We start from the raw sequence: 18,960 nt of genomic DNA on the forward strand, positions 1-18,960 counted from the left end.
CACCCCAATAGTTTTTTAGTTTACTTATTAAATAGTAACGTCGCGTAAGCACTGAATAGCGCAGAAGCAGCTTAAATCAACAGTAATGCAAGTAGTTGTTGCTTTTAGTGTCGCGTTTGGTACATTTAAAAACGCACAAACTGGATCGTCACCAGGTGGTACAGGTTCACCACCGATAGTTACAGTTAATGCACGTAATACCGCACAAGAATCATCGTCTACACTTTCAACGCGAAGAACTTTAGTGCTACATTGATGAAGATTTCCTGAAGGTGCGAATACTTCAAAAGGTGTTCCTGTTTTCGTGTATAAAATAAAAGGACGTGTATTTGCTACTGAAGCAGTGTTGTGTGCCCCTAAAAATGGGATTTCACAACCAGATCCACAAGTTGTAGTAGAGCAGTCTTGTAATTCATTGATGAATTTTACAACGTCAGCTACACAATGAGAAGAGATATGGTGTTTGTTTTCGTTACAACCCATTAATGTCACTCCTTATCTTTTTTGTTTTTATTTACATTAATAAGATATTGGAGTGAGGGGCAATCGGTCACACTCTGAAGATGTTTTTTTTTAAATAGGCTAAAGAAAGTAAGGAGAGGTGAAATGATGCTATTTACAAGCTGGCTTTTGTTTTTCATTTTTGCGCTAGCTGCTTTTCGATTAACGCGCCTTATTGTTTACGATAAAATTACTGCTTTTTTACGTAAACCGTTTATTGAAGAATTAGAGATTACAGAACCGGACGGGAGTGTATCCACTTATACGAAGATAAAAGGAAAAGGCCTAAGGAAGTGGATTGGAGAATTATTAAGTTGTTATTGGTGTACAGGTGTATGGGTTAGTGCCTTTTTATTAGTTTTATATAATTGGGTTCCTATCATAGCAGAGCCATTATTAGCATTATTAGCTATTGCAGGAGCGGCGGCAATCATTGAAACAATTACGGGATATTTTATTGGAGAATAATAATTTTTAATAGTTGAGAAAGCGGAGTTTCAGGGAATGAGGGAACGGAAATAATAAGTTGTTCATATAGTAAATAGACAGAATTGACAGTAGAGGAGATGTTTGCTGTGAGCAATAATCCAAGACGAAATTCTTATGACCTTCAGCAATGGTACCAACTACAGCAACAAGCATATCAACAACAACAAGCGTATCAAGAACAAAGCGAGCAATTACAACAACAAGGGTTTGTGAAGAAAAAGGGATGTAACTGTGGGAAGAAGAAAAATGTAATAAAACAATATGAAGAATGAAACACTCATGTTACTGTGAGTGTTTTTTGTTATGTATAGTAAAAATAAAAAGCGGTATTTCAATTAAGAAATACCGCCTTTTACTAACCAATTTGTGCAACTGTTAATGCTGCAGCACGAACATCTACTGTTCCAATTACTTCAACTGGTACAATTTGAATTAAGTCGCCAGGGTTTAAATTAATAAGGATAACGCCGCTGGAAACGTCTACTTCACCAGTACCAATTGTGTCTGAGCGGACTGCTGTTCCTGATCCTGGAATAATGTTAGCTGGTGTATCTAGTGATAAGAAAAAGCGACCAGCTTCTGGTGTAACAGGAGAATTATCAAGGCTTATTGTCAATGTATAGCTGATTTGATAAATACCAGTTCTTAGGATTCTAATACCAGCTCCTGTAGTTACTGTATCATTTATTACTGGAACAGTAATATTTGGATTTGGACTTGTGCTAGGTAATAATAGTGGTGCGCCTACTGCTGCAAATTGAGGAAAACTAGCGTTGAAAGCAAAACCAAAAGCAGGTAGTGTACTTGCGGGTTTCGCTTCACAGTCAATCCTAGTAAATTTACAATGAGAAGGGAACATGTTTTTCACTCCTTTATTTGTTCTACTTTCAGTTAATGAAAGGGACAAGCTATTTGTTCTAGACAAGTTCCCAATTTTAAAAATAAAAATTTATATTTTTAAGCACCGATTGGGCGGCAGAATTTTCTGCCACCCAATCAATACTTAAAATCATTTTTTAAATAGAAACATCGCGTAAGCATTGAATAGCGCAAAAACAACTTAAATCAACAGTAAGGCAAGTAGAAGTTGCTTTTAGCGTCGCGTTTGGTACATTTAAAAACGCACATATTGGATCATCGCCAGGTGGTACAGGGTCACCGCCGATAGTTACAGTTAGTACACGTAATACAGCGCACCCGTCATCATCTATGCTTTCAACTCGGAAAATAGGAGAGGTACAACTAGTGAGACTTCCTGAAGGGGCAAATGCTTCGAAAGGTGTTCCAGCTTTTGTATATAAAATAAAAGGACGAGTATTGGCTACTGATGCAGTATTATGTGCGCCTAAAAATGGAACTTCACAACCGGATCCACATGTTGTGGTCGCGCATTCTTGCAATTCATGTATAAATCGAACGACATTAGATACACAGTTAAAGTCAAAATCATGGTGGTGGTGATGATCTTCGTGGCAGTTGCAGCTCATTCTGTTCACTCCTTATCGTGAGTTCTGACATACACTACTACAATATGAATGGTATATGGCTGATATTACGTTAATTCTCATGATGAAAACAGGAAATTTATATAGAGGGGATGTACATAATGGACTATGAAAAAAAAGACATCCTTATTTAGTGGATGTCTTTTGAGGTAAATCTTTTCTCGTTGTATATAAAAAGCGAGATATATCTAACTTCTTTCCTCTGAAAAATTGCGGAGAGGAAATGTAAAGTTCTTCTTTTGCACGTGTGATTGCAACATACATTAAGCGTCGTTCTTCTTCTAACGCTTCAGAAGTATCGGTTACGCGGTCATTTGCATCTTTTAAAGAAGAGGAGTGAGGCAATATGCCATCGCTTGCTCCGAGCAAAAAGACGCATGGAAATTCAAGGCCTTTGGCGTTATGGATTGACATAAGTGATACGGCATCTTTTTGAGGCATTGTTTTTAATGCCTCCATCTCCTTCTGACTTTGAATAGCTGTACTAACAAATTCTAAGTAAGCAGGAATATCCGTAAAACGAGTTGCAGATTCCATTAATTCTTCTAGCATCTCTTCTTGTATGTCTTTATGCATCGTGAAGGAAGAACGATCATTGCTTTGTAAGTACTCTAAATATTTTCCTTTACCATGGATGATTTCTTTTAATGCCTTTTTCGGTTCTAGTTCTTTTATAAATTTAATAAAATCAATGCGCTCATTGATTTTTTTTACTTGAAATGGTTTTAAGCTAGGGTTTAGTAATAGAAAATGGAGGAGGGAAGGGAAACGGCCTTCACCGTATTTCCATTGCTCACGTTCAATAAATGAAATGCATTCATCACGGCCAATATACATCGTTGGCAATATGTTTGAAAGAGATTCAATTCGGAACGGTTCACATACTAATCGCAAATGATCTAATACTGGCTTAATTAAAGAATGTTCATAGAATGATTGACTTGCCCCGTGTTTTATAAATGGAACTTTATGAATCGTAAGTTGATCAAGTAAAGAACGACTTACAGAGTGTGTACGATATAGTAAGCAAAAATCTTTATAGTTTCGTTCGCCACTGTCTACTTTTTCTTGTATGAGTTGTAAAATTTGATTTGCTTCATCAAGAGTCGTTGCGGGCCTAGCATAAAATGGCTGTACCCCCTCTTCACGAACAGAATACAACTCTTTATCAAAACGTTCTTGATTGAGTTTAATGACTTCGTTTCCAAGACCAACGATAAATGGATTGGAGCGATAATTTGTATCTAGAGCGATAATCGTCGTATTATCGAATTCTTTTGGAAAAGATAAAATGATTTGGTGACTTGCACCGCGCCAGCCATAAATCGCTTGATCATCATCACCTGCGATAAATAAATTATTTCTTGGTGAAGCTAACAGTTTTACAATTTCATATTGTGCATATGATGTGTCTTGAAATTCATCTACTTCAATATAGTGGAAACGCTTTTGTAATTGTGTTAATAGAGGAGCGTTATTTTCTAACATATAGTACGTTTCTAATAAAATGTCGTCAAAATCGATATAATTATATCTTTGCTTTACCTCTTCAAAACGTTCGTACACTTCACGGAATTCTTGTTCAACCGGTGTTTTAGCTTGTACATCTTTCGGACGATTTAATTTGTTTTTCTCGAGTGAAATCATGGCTAACATTGTTTCAGCATCATAATCGTCTTTTAATCGTAATTCTTTCAAAATTTTCTTTATCATAATTTGTTTATGTTTTTCATTTGCTAAAATTTGCTGATTATATCCTTGACTACGAAGTAACTTTAAAAAGACGGAATGAAATGTCCCCGCAACAACGTAGCTGCTTGCAGCATGATTCATACCAGGCAAATTTGCTACACGGCTGCGAATTTCTTCAGCAGCTTTTTGTGTAAACGTCAGTAGTAAAATGTTGCGTGGATGAACTTGTTTCACGTTCACTAAGTAGCCAACGCGAGTCGTTAAAACAGATGTTTTCCCACTTCCAGCTCCCGCTAATGTAAGGACGGGCCCTTCTGTCGTTCGTACAGCTTCTAGTTGTTTTTCATTTAAATAAACACTTTGTTGTTCTAAGGCGCGGAAATAAGCCGCATCTGCATCTTTTTCCATAATTAAATGGGATGATGTCTTTGGAATATGATATGTCGCTTGCGGAACGCCAGCGTGTGTTAATGATTTTTGTGAAAATTTTTCTTGAGTCATATATTCACCTTCAAAATTATAGCATCAACATTTAACTTTAGCGGAAGAAAAAGAAAATAGCAATGTAAAAAACAGGAGGGGCTACCTCCTGTTTAGAAAATCACAATTCTTTTATCATTATGACGTGCGGTATATCTGCTTCGATAAATACGTCGGAAATTGTTATATATCCGAGTTTTTTATAGAAAACCTCAGCATGTGTTTGGGCGTGGAGTTTCAATTTTGATAGAGATTCTTCCTTTGCATATGCTTCGAGCGCACCCATAATGATTTTTCCAATTCCTTTTTTACGATGGGAAGCTAGCACGCAAATACGCTCCATTTTACCAATCCCATCAATGACGCGAAAGCGTCCTGCACCGACTGGAATATCATTATCGTATATAACAACGTGTTTAGAAATTTCTTCAAATTCATCATACTCTTCTTCAGAAGAGACACGTTGCTCTTCCACAAAGACTTGTTTACGTACAGAGAATGCATCTCTTAGTTGTTCGTCTGTTTGTACGATCTGTGCTTGCAAATTAGTTGTTCCCCTTTCTAAGGTGGAATGTTTCATGTACAGTCCAAGTTTCATTTTCTAATTGATATAGAAGGTGGAAGCGATCGATCGGTTGTTCATAATAAAAATCTTTCATACGTAATCGGCCTAATACATCAGCATGCTCAGCATCTGATAAATTTTGTCCAATTGTTAAATGCGGTACGAAAGCGTACTCTCGTTCTTGTGTGAAAAATCCATTATGCATTTCTTCATTTAAGAAAGTAAGTTCAGGTGTTTTTTCTACTTTAAAATAAATAACGTTATTAACAGGTGCGAATGAGCTCACCTTTCCAACGTGAAGAGTGAATGGATTTGTTTTGCCTGCGATTGTATGTAATTCGTTTACAATTGCTTCTAATTGCTCATCTGGTACCTCAAAGGGTGCTTTCAATGTGATATGTGGCGGAACTAATGCATAATGCGGATCATAACGTTTACGCAATCCGTTCGCTTTATCTTGAATCATTTTTGATGGGAAAATTACAATGCCAATTTTCATGTTTCAATTCCTCCCTTTGTAAGTCTAGTTAGATTTTGAGAAAAACAAATCTCTCTCTATATTATATCAAATAATTCTGAATACTGCTCTCTATTATTTAAATGATAGAATATGAGAAAATGCTTTCGGTAAATCTGTTTGCCAATACTTCCAAGTATGATTTCCTTCGAACTCTTCATAATGTGTGATGAAGTTTCTTTCTGTAAGAAGTGCATGCAGTTCGCGATTTGGTTGTACGAAATCAGAAGTTTGTCCATCTGTGCGCTTCACATTTGTTTCTTCAGTACCAATTACATGATAAATTTCTAGTGCCTGTGGGTTCTTGAAATCTTTTGCTAAACTTAGGACTGTTTCATCAACAAATGGTGATTGCATAACGACTTTACCGAATGTATGCGGATACATAAGTGCGGTCATAAAGGAAACTGTACCCCCAAGAGAATCGCCAATTAAGACGCGACCTTTCCCCATTTGATACGTTGGATAATTTGCATCAATATATGGAGCAAGCTCATGAGCAAGGAAACGAATGTAAGCTGCATTTTTAACATCGCCCGGAAAATATTTTTCTTTACGATCGTGTACGTTTTTATATGGAATACCGACAATAATTGTACGGTCAATTTCTTCAGTTTCACGAAGGCGCTCAATTACGCGGTGCGCTTTACCAAGCTGAAAATAATCTCTACCGTCTTGTGCAATAACAACTGTATGTTTGTGGAGCGGTGTATAATTTACTGGTAAATAAACAAGAAGTGTAAGTTCCTCTTGAAGTGATGTACTAAAAAATGAAATTTCTTCAATTCTCCCTATTGCCTGATTCATGTAGATCCCCCTAAATAAAAATTTGCTGTATTGATTTCTAAGAGCGACGCTTGTAGTGAAAATGAAAGAAATATTCACTAATAGGTGCTTTCGTTTCTATTTTACCATAATGGTATGAAGAATCTAAAAAATTAGTATTTAAGTTATAAAAGAAAACAGCTATAATGAAGTGGGATTTTTTCAGGTGAGAGGGGAGACACAAATTGAAACAAGAAAAATCAATCGCACTACCGTTAGCCATTTCCATTATAGCTATTTCATTCGCAGCTGTTTTTGTAAAGATGTCCTCAGCGCCGTCTTCGATTTTAAGTATGTACCGATTATGGATTATTGTACTGATTATGCTGCCGATTGTTTGGAAAAAGCGGGAAGAGTTTAGCAAAATTCAAATAAAGGACTGGGGATTTTTAATTGGATCTGGCTTTTTCTTAGCACTGCATTTTCTTTTATGGTTTGCATCTTTAAAATATACAACGGTTGCCAGTTCGACGATTATTTTAGCGCTTCAGCCAATCGTATCTTTAGTTGGAGGCTTTTTTCTGTTTAAAGAAAGAACGACATACTCAGCAATTGCGACGATGGGAATTGCTATCTTAGGCGTAATGTGTATTGGCTGGGGAGATTTAGGACTGAGTGAGCAAGCAATATTCGGAGATATATTATCCTTTTTAAGTGTTATTGCAGTTGTCGGCTACTTATTTATTGGACAAACGACAGTAAAGAAAGTGTCACATTGGATTTATAGTTTCACTGTATTTGCATTCGCTGGTATATTTATAGCAATTTATAATGTTATACTCCGTGTACCATTTACAGGCTATACGAAGTGGGATTGGAGCATTTTTCTTTTACTTGCAATCGTACCTACAGTGTCACACGTAATCAATAACTGGCTTTTAAACTATGTAAATGCGACAACAATTTCAATGAGTATTTTAGGAGAACCTGTTGGGGCCTCTATACTCGCATTCTTCTTACTTGGAGAAAAGTTAAATATGATGCAAATCCTCGGTAGTATTCTCGTATTATTCGGTGTCTTTATTTTCTTATTACAGCAACAAAAAAGAACATCAAAAAATGTGGTGAACGAGCCGGTGTATACTCAGGAACTGTAACATGTTTATATGAAATAAAATTATGTCAGGGGTGAAAAGAGAAGTTACTGGTAACTTCTCTTTTTTGTTCCATGTAAAAATAAAAAAGGTAAATTGGAATAAGGAAAATATTCACTATATAGCATAAAAAAGATAATGTATAGTGGAATTAAATCATACGTTTCTCATACAAAGATACAAGGGAAGGAGAGGCAAAATGAAAGAGATTTTAATGGAATATATGACAAGACTTACAACATTAAGTGAAGAACAGCAGCGCATGATCGTCGAAGAGTTACAAATTGAAGAATATAAAAAAGGAACAATTCTCCTAAGACAAGGAGATGTTCCGGCTTCATGTTATTTTGTATTAAAAGGATGCGTTAGGCAGTATTGTATAGATGAACATGGGAAAGAAGTTACATCTAATTTTTATACAGAAGAACAAGCGATCTCGAACTTTAACCATCATAAACAAGATAAATCATCCCCACATACGTTAACGTGTTTAGAAGATTGTATAGTAGTCGTTGGTGACTTTCATAATGAAAAGGGCATGTATAATAAATACTCACAATTAGAAGAAATGACGCGCAAGATGATTGAGTACAATTTTGGTGAAGTGCAGGAAGAGCTTGCTTTATTTATTGCATCAACACCAGAAGAGCGCTACAAATCATTATTACAAAAACGGCCGCATTTAATCGAGCGCGTTCCTCAATATCAATTGGCAAGCTACCTTGGTATTACTCCAGAATCGTTAAGTAGAATTAAGAAGCGACTCAAGTAATAGGTTTTCTTCCGCCTTTTAGCAGTAACCATATGCCAAATCCTAATTCACCCGCAATCATGGGTAATTGGAATAAGACTTTAATAAATGAAATGATCGCATCATATTGTGAAAACATCGTATTCATTACGTGAATGACGATATAACCGATTGCAGCAAGAAGCAGTAATACACTAATCCTTTTTGGTATGTTTTTAGATTGAAAGGTTACGTACCCTAAGGTGAGAAGATGCAAGCCGAAAATGATTAACCCCACAGACCAAATGTATTCAAATGCATCAAGATATAACATTATATATGTTTGAGGATAAGCAATTGTACTTTTTGAAAGAAGGAGTACAATGATTAAATTGAATATAGCTATCCCAAGTATAGCTGTATACATAAGACGAAGCCATGCAACTAATAATGAAAGGCTATTATGAATAGGTTTTAGAAACAAATAAAGGGCCCATGCGACGACAATATCAGTAATGAAAATGATAATCCAACCGAAGATTTCCGATTTGAAAAGTATATTGGATGATTGAATGTTATGAAATGTAGCGTTTGCATCCCCTTGTATGACGAGATTTCCATGAACAAAACCGTAGGAAAAAAATGCAACAAATACCATAATGATAAGGGAAGTGCCAGCAATTAAAGCAAACTTTCGTTCATTGTTTGAAGTTGTCATAGTAGATCCTCCTATTTCAATATTGGTTTTATTTTAAGAGGAGGTTGATAATCATTCATTGACTTAAGTTAAGAATGTAAATAAGGGAGGAGATTTGGTGGAATTTCCATCAAAAAAAGACGCATGGTTATATCCAATGTTATCGTAGTTGTTGGTGCATGCTTTGCTCCGATTATTGTAGGAAGCGGATATTTCCTTTTATTCCTTACTGTGCCTTTCGCAGTTCTTTTCATTTGGGGCTGGTTTACAACGAAGTATATCGTGAAAGAAGATCAAATTAGTATTAAATCAGGTCTGGTAAAAAAGCAGGTTTTTATAAAAGATATAAAGCAAATTTCTAATACGAAAAATCCGTTAGCAGCTCCCGCGTTATCGTTTGATCGACTTGAAATTCTTTACGGCTCATATGAAACAGAGTTTATTTCTCCAAAAGATAAACTACAATTCATTTCCTACGTGAAAAGTAAAAATTCTCAAATAGAAATAAAGTAAAATAAAAAGAGTGGCCACGAAACCACTCTTTTTATTTTACTTTGGATTTGTCATATAAGGTTGTACATGAACGATACATAAATCACGGAATTTTCCTTCAGCAGTGGTAACAATCACTACGCCCCTTCCCGCACTTTTCCCTGTAATCGTTACCGACTCACCTTTTGGATATATTGTGATAACGTCAGAATTCATATTTGTCCATATAAGCTCTTTATTCGTTGCTTGCATCGGCAAAGCAGAGGCTGATAATTCTACACTTTGTCCTGTTTTTATTTTTAGTTTTTGCTTTTGAATATGAACGCCAATCACAGATATAACAGAAGGAGCAATTTTAATTTTTGGTGGATATGGTTGCATATTTAAACTAGGAGCAGAAGTGTTTGTGATAGGTGAAAACTTTCTTATGTTTTGATATTGTAAAGATGCTAACATTTTTGTGGACCCCTTTCTGTATGAGTGTCGATACTAATACTATAAAGGAAAAGTGTTATGTTAAATTTAACGAAACATAAAGAAATTGTTAATTTCGAGAAGAAAACTGTCGAACTATGATTAAAAGAAAGAAACCTCCGCTTTTATTATAAAAGCGGAGGTTCTTTTTATAGGCTATGTTGTTTTTCGAAATTCTCAAATTGCTCTTCAACTTCTTTTGAAGGTTTTGTTAGTAAACTAACAATTACGATTACAATTAAACTAATAGCGAAACCAGGAATCATTTCATATAAGAAATCTTTTAAGAATTTGAATTGAGTCCATATAATTACGGTAGCGGCACCTGAAATCATACCAGCAAGCGCGCCCCATTTTGTCATACGTTTCCAATATAAGCTTAATAAAATGGCAGGTCCAAATGAAGAACCAAATCCAGCCCAAGCATATCCAACAAGAGCTAAAATCGTATCATTTTGTTTAAGCGCTAATGCGCATCCAATAAGGGCGATACCAAGAACAGCCATACGGCCGACAAATACAAGCTCTTTATCAGAAGCAGAACGCTTAAAGAAGGTTCTATATAAATCTTCTGTTACTGCGCTTGAAGTAACGAGAAGCTGAGAAGAGATTGTACTCATAATAGCTGCTAAAATAGCCGCTAATAAAAATCCAGTAATAAGTGGATGGAATAAAATGCTGCCAAGTTCAACGAAAATCGTTTCTGGGTCAGAAAGTTTTAAACCCGCTTTTGAATAGTATGCGATACCGATAAGACCAGTAAACATAGCTCCGGCAACAGAGAAAATCATCCAGCTCATACCGATTCGGCGTGCGCTTTTAATTTCTTTTACAGAAGAAATTGCCATAAAGCGTACGATAATATGTGGTTGTCCAACATAACCAAGGCCCCATGCAAATAATGAAATGATGCCTAATACAGAAGTGCCTTTAAAAATATCTAATAACGCTGGATCGATAGATTTAATTGTTTCAAATGCTGGACCAAGTCCGTTTACATGCATAATTGTTACAACTGGAACAAGAATAAGAGCGACTACCATAATGATTCCTTGCACGAAGTCTGTCCAACTTACAGCTAAAAAGCCACCGAATAATGTGTAAGCTACGACAACACTTCCGACGATAAGAAGACCGACATGGTAATTGAGTCCAAATGAATTTTCGAATAATACAGCGCCAGAAACAAATCCTGAAGCTACATAAAATGTGAAAAAGATCATAATAACAAGTCCAGATACGAGGCGTAGCATATGAGATTTGTCATGGAAACGGTGTTCTAAAAATTCTGGAATAGTAATAGAGTTGTTTGCAATTTCTGAGTAGGTACGTAAGCGAGGAGCGACATAGATCCAGTTTGCGTATGCGCCAAGTGTTAGGCCAATCGCAATCCAGCTACTACTTAATCCAACGCTAAACATTGCACCGGGTAAGCCCATTAGAAGCCAACCGCTCATATCAGCTGCTCCAGCACTTAATGCTGTTACTGCGGGGCCTAGTGTACGCCCGCCAAGCATATAATCTGTTAAGTTGGACGTTCGTTTATAGGCGATATAGCCGATAATTAGCATCCCGAGCATGTAAATAGAGATAGAAGTTAAAATTAACATCTGCGTACTCATGTAGTTCCCCTTCCTTTTGTAATGTCTTTTGATGAATAATGCATATTTATAATCTATCATGATTATTTTAGAAAATCCATATACAAATACGAATTTTCTGAAATGTAAGCGTTTTTTGACATTGATTTATTTTTAGAATATATAATTTTCTGACAAAAAACCTTAATTTTAATAGAGTATTTATTATATTTACATAAAAACAGGTTGTTTTGTCAATATAATATTGAATGAAGAAAAAAATATTTTTTTTTGAAAAGTATTGACTTGTTAAAAATATAAGGAATATAATGAGTGCAACTTAAAAAAATGCAAGCGTTGATGAAGAAGAGTACGTATTATGAACATGTCAGAGAGCTGATGGTTGGTGCGAATCAGTATGGAATTAATACGGAATGGCCTTCGGAGCTTCCAAACCGAACCGAAAGAAGTAGGCTTTGGCGACATGATCTCATCGATACAAGAGACACGTATTATTGTTGATACGGTAAAGTGCGTTACATTCGTAACGAATTAAGGTGGCACCACGGGAGTACCCGTCCTTTCTATAGGATGAGTACTCCCTTTTTGTGTATAAAAATTTGTTGCACGTTTTATAAAAAATTAAATAAGCTAAATCGTTTAAGTAAGAAGAGTACGTATTTTAGGAGACGTTACAGAGAGCTGGGAACAGGTGAGAGCCCAGTGCGGTGCCATATACGGAATGGGCTTACGAGAGGTATGCTGAACAATTTCTATTCAGTAGGCAACCCGGGTTCCGCCGTTACAAGGATAAGGTATATATTTTGTACCTGAATAAAGCGGGATGTTTTTGCATCCAACATGAGGTGGTACCACGGTAAATTTATCGTCCTCTACATATTTCGATATGTAGGGGACTTTTTTATTTTTCAGAGCGAGGTGAAAGGCATGATAACGAAAGAAGAATTTATGACACGAAAGAAACAAGGAAAACCATTTTTAATAATCGATGAAGAAGAAGGGGATAGTGTAACGCCAATCTCTTTATATAGACGTATGAAAGGGAAGAAGAAATTTTTATTAGAAAGCTCACAGCTGCATCAAGATAAAGGGCGATATTCTTATTTTGGGTGTGATCCTTATGGAGAAGTGAAAAGTGTTGGCCTAGCAGTAGAATTAACGATAAATGGTCAAACTGAAAAGCTTCAAAAAAATGTATTACACGTATTAGAAGCAGTGCTCGCGCCATTGCAAGTAGAAAGTCCATTTCCGTTTTGCGGAGGAGCAGTTGGATATATTGGCTATGACGTTATTCGGCAGTATGAAGACATTGGCGAGGAACTAGTTGATCCGGTAAATATTCCAGAAGTGCATATGTTATTATACCGTGAGTTTATCGTATACGATCATTTGCGTCAGAAACTATCGTTTGTATATGTATACAAGGAAGATGATGCGACCTCTTATGAAGAAGCATACGAAAGATTACAAGTATACAAAACAACCATATTGAATGGAGAAGAAGAACAAGTAAAAGAGGTTACATCGCCCTTGGCATTTACTTCTTCAGTAACGGAAAAAGAATTTTGTGAAATGGTCGAAACAGCGAAAGAATATATTCGGGCTGGCGATATTTTTCAAGTCGTATTATCCCAGCGTTTGCAAAGTGAATGTAAAGGAGATCCATTTGCCCTTTACCGGAAACTTCGAATTGCGAATCCATCGCCATATATGTTCTATATTGATTTTCAAGATTATGTCGTTCTCGGTTCTTCACCAGAAAGTTTGCTTTCAGTAAGAGATGACAAGGTGATGACAAATCCAATCGCAGGCACAAGAGCGAGAGGGAAAACAAAACAGGAAGATGAGGAAATCGCAAAAGAATTGTTAGGAAATGAGAAAGAGCGAGCGGAGCATATGATGCTTGTAGATCTTGGACGAAATGATATCGGCAGAGTAAGCGAAATTGGTTCTGTTACGATAGATAAATATATGAAGGTCGAAAAATACTCCCATGTTATGCACATTGTATCTGAAGTTTACGGAACATTGCGAAAACAAATGGATGGTTTTGATGCATTAGCGTACTGTTTGCCGGCTGGGACAGTATCGGGAGCACCGAAAATTAGAGCGATGGAAATTATCAATACATTAGAAAGTGAAAAAAGAAATGTATACGCTGGAGCAGTTGGATATATTTCCTTCTCAGGAAACCTTGATATGGCGCTAGCAATTCGAACGATGGTTGTAAAGGACGAAAGAGCATACGTCCAAGCGGGAGCCGGCATCGTCTATGATTCAAATCCGATAGCTGAATATGAAGAGACATTAAATAAAGCGAGAGCGCTTTTGGAGGTTATGAAATGATTGTACTCATCGATAATTATGATTCATTCACATATAACTTGTATCAACTGTTAGGAGCATATGAAGAAGAGATTATTGTTGTAAGAAATGATAAAGTAACGATCCAACAATTAGAGGAGATGAAGCCAAAAGCAATTATTCTTTCACCTGGACCTGGAAAACCAGAAGATGCAGGAGTTTGTGTAGACGTAATTCGTCACTTTTATAAGAACGTTCCCATTCTCGGGATTTGCTTAGGGCATCAAGCAATCATTTCCGCATTTGGAGGAAAAATTGTGAGGGCAGAGCGCATTAAACACGGAAAAACATCACGTGTGAAACATAATGGGACATCAATCTTTTCGTACGTGACTCAGCCGTTAACGGCAATGCGTTACCACTCACTCGTCGCAGCGCAAAATAGCTTACCGCAGTGTTTTGATGTATTAGCGACAGCGATGGACGACGGAGAAATTATGGCAGTTCGGCATAACTATTATCCGCTCTTTGGATTACAGTTTCACCCGGAATCGATTGCAACAGAAGAAGGCGGGAAGTTAATACGTGCCTTTTTAGCTCAAGTGAAAGAGGAGGAGAGAGTATGAACAGTTATCTTCGTAAATTAGTAGAGGGACAACACTTAACAGAACAGGAAATGTATGGAGCAGGGCTTCTTTTATTAAGTGAAAATATATTAGAAAGTGAAATTGCTGCCTTTTTAGTATTACTGAAAGCAAAAGGAGAAACAGCAGAAGAAATATACGGCCTCGTTCGTGCCCTACGTGAAAAAGCATTGCCATTTTCGAAGCATATAAAAGAGGCGATGGACAATTGCGGAACGGGTGGTGACGGTGCTCAAACATTTAATATTAGTACAACATCAGCATTCGTACTGGCTGGAGCTGGTGTAAAGGTTGCAAAACATGGAAACCGTGCTGTTTCTAGTAAAACAGGAAGTGCGGATTTATTAGAAGAGCTCGGTGTAAACATTAGTTGTACGCCGAGTGAGATTGACTATTTGTTAGAGAATGTAGGTATCGCCTTCTTATTCGCACCAGCGATGCATCCAGCATTAAGACGCATTATGAAAATAAGAAAAGAATTAAACGTCCCGACGATTTTTAATTTAATAGGTCCTTTAACGAACCCGATTCATTTAGAAACACAATTCGTCGGTATATATAAGCGAGATATGCTATTACCAGTCGCACAAGTATTACAAAAGCTTGGCCGGAAACAAGCTCTCGTCGTAAATGGAAGTGGATTTTTAGATGAGGCATCACTGCAAGGAGAAAATCATGTCGTCATTTTAAAAGATAACGAAATAGTAGAAATGAGTATTGACCCAGAAAAATACGGATTTGCGCGAGTGAAAAACGAAGCAATTAGAGGTGGTAATCCGAAAGAAAATGCAAAGATTACAATGCAAGTATTAAAAGGAGAAAAGAGTGTATACCGCGATACAGTTTTATTAAATGCAGGTCTTGCTCTTTTTGCAAACGGAAAAGCAGAAACGATTGAGGAAGGGATTCGGTTAGCGGTCGATAGCGTTGATTCAGGCAAAGCGTTAGCAAAACTAAATGTATTAATCGCAGCGAGTCATGAAAAATTGGAGAGGGTGAATTAATATGGGGACGATTTTAGACAAAATTGTAGAGCAGAAGAAAAGAGAAGTTGCGGAGCTATATGAAATATATACACCGGTGAAAGAAAAAAGAAACGTACATTCACTTGTAGAGGCATTGCAGCAATTTACAGTGATCGCAGAAGTAAAACGAGCGTCTCCATCAAAAGGGGATATTAACTTACACGTTGATGTAGCGAAGCAAGCAAAAACGTATGAAGAATGCGGTGCAGGAGCTGTTTCCGTTTTAACAGATGGTCAATTTTTTAAAGGCTCTTTTCACGATTTACAAATAGCAAGAGCACAAATTAATATTCCGATTTTATGTAAAGACTTTGTAATCGATAAAATTCAAATTGATAGAGCGTATGAAGCGGGAGCAGATATTATTTTACTAATCGTAGCGGCTTTATCACAAGAGAAGCTAAAAGAGCTTTACGATTATGTACTGGAAATGGGATTAGAAGCGATTGTCGAAGTTCATGATGAAAGAGAATTAGAAATTGCGATGGAACTAAATCCACATGTAATCGGTATTAACAATCGTAATTTAAAAACATTTGAAGTAGATTTAGGTCAAACAGAAAAGCTTGGAAAACGATTAAATGAAAAAAGGTTACTTTGGATTAGTGAAAGCGGGATTCACTCAAAAGAAGATATCGTTCGCGTGAAACAAGCCGGCGCTAAGGGCGTATTAGTTGGAGAAGCGCTTATGACAACATCTTCTATTAACAGCTTTTTTAATGAATGTAAGGTGAAATTATGAAGGTGAAAATTTGTGGTATTACGGACGTTGAAACAGCAAGAGCTGCGTGCGAATATGGCGCTGATGCAATCGGATTTGTTTTTGCAGAAAGTAAGCGAAAAATTACTCCAGGGCAAGTGAAAGAAATTATTCATGAGCTTCCAGCGCACGTTATGAAAATTGGTGTTTTCGTAAATGAATCAGTTGAATTAATCCAGAAAATCGCAGAAGATTGTGGTTTAACACATGTGCAATTACATGGGGATGAGGGGAACCATTATATCGAAAGATTGAATATTCCGTCTATAAAAGCGCTAGGGGTAAATTCAGAGACAGATATTGTAAACGCGAAAACATATGAAACAGATTATGTATTATTTGATAGCCCAAAAGAGAAATTTTATGGTGGAAATGGAAAGACATTTTCATGGGAGTTTCTCACATATTTGCCGGAAGATTTGCGAAAGAAAACGATATTAGCTGGTGGATTAAACGCTCGCAATATAGAAAAAGCAATTCAAACCGTTCAGCCTTATATGGTCGATGTAAGTAGCGGAGTAGAGACTGATGGTAAGAAAGATATCGAGAAAATAAAACAATTTATTATAAAAGTGAAGGAGTGTTCCAAATGAACTATGCATATCCAGATGAAAAAGGTCACTACGGTATATATGGAGGTCGATACGTTCCAGAAACGCTTATGCAATCCGTTTTAGAACTAGAAGAAGCGTACAAAGAAGCGATGCAAGATGAATCTTTTAAACGGGAATTAAATCATTATTTACAAACGTATGTCGGAAGAGAAACACCACTTTATTTTGCAGAAAATATGACGAAGTATTGCGGCGGTGCGAAGATTTATTTAAAGCGTGAAGATTTGAACCATACAGGAGCTCATAAAATTAACAATACAATTGGTCAAGCGCTTCTTGCGGTGCGAATGGGTAAGAAAAAAGTTGTTGCTGAAACAGGGGCGGGACAACATGGAGTTGCGACAGCGACTGTATGTGCACTACTCGGTTTAGAATGCGTTATCTTCATGGGGGAAGAAGATGTAAGACGTCAAAAACTAAATGTGTTTCGAATGGAACTACTCGGAGCGAAAGTAGAAAGCGTTGCAGCAGGTAGTAGCACGTTAAAAGATGCTGTGAATGAGGCGCTTCGTTACTGGGTTTCACATGTGCATGATACGCATTACATTATGGGGTCAGTCCTTGGTCCACATCCATTCCCACAAATTGTCCGTGATTTCCAAAGCGTAATTGGGAAAGAAACGAAAAAACAATATGAAGCGTTAGAAGGGAAATTACCAGAAGCAGTTGTCGCTTGTATTGGTGGTGGCAGTAATGCAATGGGAATGTTTTATCCGTTTGTACATGATGAAGAGGTTGCTCTTTATGGCGTAGAAGCAGCAGGGAAAGGTGTTCATACAGAAGAACATGCAGCAACTTTAACGAAAGGAAGCGTTGGCGTTTTACACGGATCAATGATGTATCTTCTGCAAAATGAAGAAGGGCAAATTCAAGAAGCGCACTCTATTTCAGCAGGATTAGATTATCCAGGTGTTGGACCAGAACATAGTTTACTAAAAGATATTGGACGCGTTTCTTATCATTCGATCACAGATGATGAAGCGTTGGAAGCATTCCAATTATTAACGAAAAAAGAAGGGATTATCCCGGCGTTAGAAAGCTCACATGCTGTCGCATACGCTTTAAAACTAGCGCCGAAAATGAAGCAAGATGAAGGACTTGTTATTTGCTTATCAGGCCGTGGTGATAAAGATGTAGAGAGTATAAAACGTTATATGGAAGAGGTGTAAAAAATGGGAGTAGAAAAAATTACAGCAGCGTTTGAAAATGGTAAAAAAGCATTTATTCCGTACGTAATGGGCGGAGATGGTGGACTCGCAAAGTTAAAAGAGCAAATTCGCTTCCTAGATGAAGCGGGAGCAAGCATTGTTGAAATCGGCATACCGTTTTCAGATCCAGTTGCAGACGGTCCAACTATTCAAAGAGCAGGAAAACGAGCACTAGATAGCGGTGTAACATTAAAAGGCATTTTTCAGGCGTTAGCGGAAGTAAGGGAAAAAGTGCAAATTCCATTTGTACTTATGACATATTTAAATCCAGTATTAGCATTTGGGAAAGAACGTTTCATCGGAAAGTGTCTTGAAGCAGGAGTTGATGGCATTATCGTCCCGGACTTACCATACGAGGAACAAAACATCATAGCGCCACTTCTTCGTGATGCAAATATCGCCTTAATTCCACTCGTTACCGTAACGAGCCCCATTGAACGAATCGAAAAAATCACGAGGGAATCGCAAGGATTCGTCTATGCAGTTACAGTAGCAGGTGTAACAGGTGTAAGGCAAAATTTTAAAGAAGAGATTCATAACTACTTAGAAAAGGTGAAATCACATGTTCATTTACCAGTAGTTGCAGGATTCGGTATTTCAACACCAGAACAAATAGAAGAAATGATTACAATATGTGATGGTGTTGTCGTTGGAAGTAAAGTGATTGAGCTTTTAGAAAATGAAAATTTAGAAGAAATTTGTAAGTTGATAGCGACGGTAAAACAAAAAGAAGAGGCTTAAGT

General features: G+C 37.0%; 21 protein-coding genes, 1 pseudogene and 2 other annotated features. Of the genes and pseudogenes, 12 read left to right on the plus strand and 10 right to left on the minus strand.

Annotated elements, in window-relative coordinates; translation table 11 throughout:
* Positions 1 to 27: 27 nt before the first annotated feature.
* Positions 28 to 483, minus strand: a complete 456-nt coding sequence (locus DJ93_RS18780) for a CotY/CotZ family spore coat protein (RefSeq protein WP_042982513.1) — start codon at positions 481 to 483, stop codon at positions 28 to 30.
* A 126-nt stretch (positions 484 to 609) separates the two neighbouring features.
* On the opposite strand from DJ93_RS18780, the gene DJ93_RS18785 reads away from it, so the two are divergent.
* Positions 610 to 969 (plus strand): DUF1360 domain-containing protein, encoded by a 360-nt coding sequence (locus tag DJ93_RS18785; RefSeq protein ID WP_042982514.1) that lies wholly within the window; start codon positions 610 to 612, stop codon positions 967 to 969.
* A gap of 98 nt (positions 970 to 1,067) precedes the next feature.
* Positions 1,068 to 1,262: a hypothetical protein gene (locus DJ93_RS18790; RefSeq protein WP_042982516.1), complete on the plus strand. Its 195-nt coding sequence runs from the start codon at positions 1,068 to 1,070 to the stop codon at positions 1,260 to 1,262.
* Between the two features lie 83 nt (positions 1,263 to 1,345).
* Here the strand turns inward: DJ93_RS18790 and exsF are convergent, their stop codons facing one another.
* From exsF to DJ93_RS18820, 6 genes are all read right to left on the minus strand, one after another.
* Positions 1,346 to 1,849: an exosporium protein ExsF gene (gene exsF / locus DJ93_RS18795; protein ID WP_042982518.1), complete on the minus strand. Its 504-nt coding sequence runs from the start codon at positions 1,847 to 1,849 to the stop codon at positions 1,346 to 1,348.
* Between the two features lie 157 nt (positions 1,850 to 2,006).
* Positions 2,007 to 2,477: a CotY/CotZ family spore coat protein gene (locus tag DJ93_RS18800; RefSeq protein WP_042982520.1), complete on the minus strand. Its 471-nt coding sequence runs from the start codon at positions 2,475 to 2,477 to the stop codon at positions 2,007 to 2,009.
* Positions 2,478 to 2,621: 144 nt separating this feature from the next.
* The gene (locus tag DJ93_RS18805; protein ID WP_042982521.1) at positions 2,622 to 4,688 is read right to left on the minus strand and encodes an ATP-dependent helicase; all 2,067 of its coding nucleotides are present in this window, start codon (positions 4,686 to 4,688) and stop codon (positions 2,622 to 2,624) included.
* 100 nt (positions 4,689 to 4,788) lie between these two features.
* Positions 4,789 to 5,211 carry a GNAT family N-acetyltransferase gene (locus tag DJ93_RS18810; protein WP_042982522.1) on the minus strand — a complete coding sequence of 141 codons (423 nt, stop codon included), beginning with the start codon at positions 5,209 to 5,211 and terminating at the stop codon, positions 4,789 to 4,791.
* A gap of 1 nt (position 5,212) precedes the next feature.
* Positions 5,213 to 5,731, minus strand: a complete 519-nt coding sequence (locus DJ93_RS18815) for a YjcG family protein (RefSeq protein ID WP_042982523.1) — start codon at positions 5,729 to 5,731, stop codon at positions 5,213 to 5,215.
* Between the two features lie 93 nt (positions 5,732 to 5,824).
* Positions 5,825 to 6,556: an alpha/beta hydrolase gene (locus DJ93_RS18820; protein ID WP_042982524.1), complete on the minus strand. Its 732-nt coding sequence runs from the start codon at positions 6,554 to 6,556 to the stop codon at positions 5,825 to 5,827.
* A 203-nt stretch (positions 6,557 to 6,759) separates the two neighbouring features.
* On the opposite strand from DJ93_RS18820, the gene DJ93_RS18825 reads away from it, so the two are divergent.
* Both DJ93_RS18825 and DJ93_RS18830 read left to right on the plus strand, forming a co-directional pair.
* Positions 6,760 to 7,671 (plus strand): DMT family transporter, encoded by a 912-nt coding sequence (locus tag DJ93_RS18825; RefSeq protein WP_042982525.1) that lies wholly within the window; start codon positions 6,760 to 6,762, stop codon positions 7,669 to 7,671.
* Between the two features lie 196 nt (positions 7,672 to 7,867).
* Positions 7,868 to 8,440: a Crp/Fnr family transcriptional regulator gene (locus tag DJ93_RS18830; protein WP_042982527.1), complete on the plus strand. Its 573-nt coding sequence runs from the start codon at positions 7,868 to 7,870 to the stop codon at positions 8,438 to 8,440.
* Here the strand turns inward: DJ93_RS18830 and DJ93_RS18835 are convergent.
* Complete coding sequence (locus DJ93_RS18835; RefSeq protein WP_042982528.1) at positions 8,433 to 9,116, minus strand: DUF4386 domain-containing protein; 684 nt, start codon at positions 9,114 to 9,116, stop codon at positions 8,433 to 8,435. The genes DJ93_RS18830 and DJ93_RS18835 overlap by 8 nt on opposite strands.
* A gap of 97 nt (positions 9,117 to 9,213) precedes the next feature.
* On the opposite strand from DJ93_RS18835, the pseudogene DJ93_RS18840 reads away from it, so the two are divergent.
* A pseudogene (locus tag DJ93_RS18840) lies at positions 9,214 to 9,608 on the plus strand (PH domain-containing protein).
* A gap of 36 nt (positions 9,609 to 9,644) precedes the next feature.
* On the opposite strand, the gene DJ93_RS18845 reads toward DJ93_RS18840, so the two are convergent.
* Both DJ93_RS18845 and putP read right to left on the minus strand, forming a co-directional pair.
* Entirely contained in the window at positions 9,645 to 10,043 is a 399-nt protein-coding gene (locus DJ93_RS18845) for an Ig-like domain-containing protein (RefSeq protein ID WP_042982529.1), read from the minus strand.
* A gap of 167 nt (positions 10,044 to 10,210) precedes the next feature.
* The gene (gene putP, locus DJ93_RS18850) at positions 10,211 to 11,683 is read right to left on the minus strand and encodes a sodium/proline symporter PutP (protein ID WP_042982531.1); all 1,473 of its coding nucleotides are present in this window, start codon (positions 11,681 to 11,683) and stop codon (positions 10,211 to 10,213) included.
* Positions 11,684 to 11,989: 306 nt separating this feature from the next.
* Positions 11,990 to 12,227: a binding site (T-box leader), on the plus strand.
* 64 nt (positions 12,228 to 12,291) lie between these two features.
* Positions 12,292 to 12,538 (plus strand) — a binding site (T-box leader).
* Positions 12,539 to 12,589: 51 nt separating this feature from the next.
* Between putP and trpE the strand changes: the two genes are divergently transcribed.
* The 7 genes from trpE to trpA are packed head-to-tail and all read left to right on the plus strand — an operon-like array spanning position 12,590 to position 18,958.
* The gene (gene trpE, locus DJ93_RS18860) at positions 12,590 to 14,008 is read left to right on the plus strand and encodes an anthranilate synthase component I (RefSeq protein ID WP_042982533.1); all 1,419 of its coding nucleotides are present in this window, start codon (positions 12,590 to 12,592) and stop codon (positions 14,006 to 14,008) included.
* Positions 14,005 to 14,592: an aminodeoxychorismate/anthranilate synthase component II gene (locus tag DJ93_RS18865; RefSeq protein ID WP_042982534.1), complete on the plus strand. Its 588-nt coding sequence runs from the start codon at positions 14,005 to 14,007 to the stop codon at positions 14,590 to 14,592. The genes trpE and DJ93_RS18865 overlap by 4 nt, the downstream gene beginning before the upstream one ends.
* Entirely contained in the window at positions 14,589 to 15,614 is a 1,026-nt protein-coding gene (trpD, locus tag DJ93_RS18870) for an anthranilate phosphoribosyltransferase (RefSeq protein ID WP_042982535.1), read from the plus strand. Before DJ93_RS18865 ends, trpD begins: the two co-directional genes overlap by 4 nt.
* Before the next feature lies 1 nt (position 15,615).
* Positions 15,616 to 16,377: an indole-3-glycerol phosphate synthase TrpC gene (gene trpC, locus DJ93_RS18875; protein ID WP_042982536.1), complete on the plus strand. Its 762-nt coding sequence runs from the start codon at positions 15,616 to 15,618 to the stop codon at positions 16,375 to 16,377.
* The gene (locus DJ93_RS18880; RefSeq protein ID WP_042982537.1) at positions 16,374 to 16,988 is read left to right on the plus strand and encodes a phosphoribosylanthranilate isomerase; all 615 of its coding nucleotides are present in this window, start codon (positions 16,374 to 16,376) and stop codon (positions 16,986 to 16,988) included. The genes trpC and DJ93_RS18880 overlap by 4 nt, the downstream gene beginning before the upstream one ends.
* Positions 16,985 to 18,178 (plus strand): tryptophan synthase subunit beta, encoded by a 1,194-nt coding sequence (gene trpB / locus DJ93_RS18885; protein ID WP_042982539.1) that lies wholly within the window; start codon positions 16,985 to 16,987, stop codon positions 18,176 to 18,178. The genes DJ93_RS18880 and trpB overlap by 4 nt, the downstream gene beginning before the upstream one ends.
* Before the next feature lie 3 nt (positions 18,179 to 18,181).
* Positions 18,182 to 18,958 (plus strand): tryptophan synthase subunit alpha, encoded by a 777-nt coding sequence (gene trpA / locus DJ93_RS18890; protein WP_042982541.1) that lies wholly within the window; start codon positions 18,182 to 18,184, stop codon positions 18,956 to 18,958.
* The last annotated feature ends 2 nt before the right edge of the window (positions 18,959 to 18,960 follow it).

The sequence above is a fragment of the Bacillus clarus genome (genome assembly GCF_000746925.1).
Lineage (GTDB): Bacteria > Bacillota > Bacilli > Bacillales > Bacillaceae_G > Bacillus_A > Bacillus_A clarus.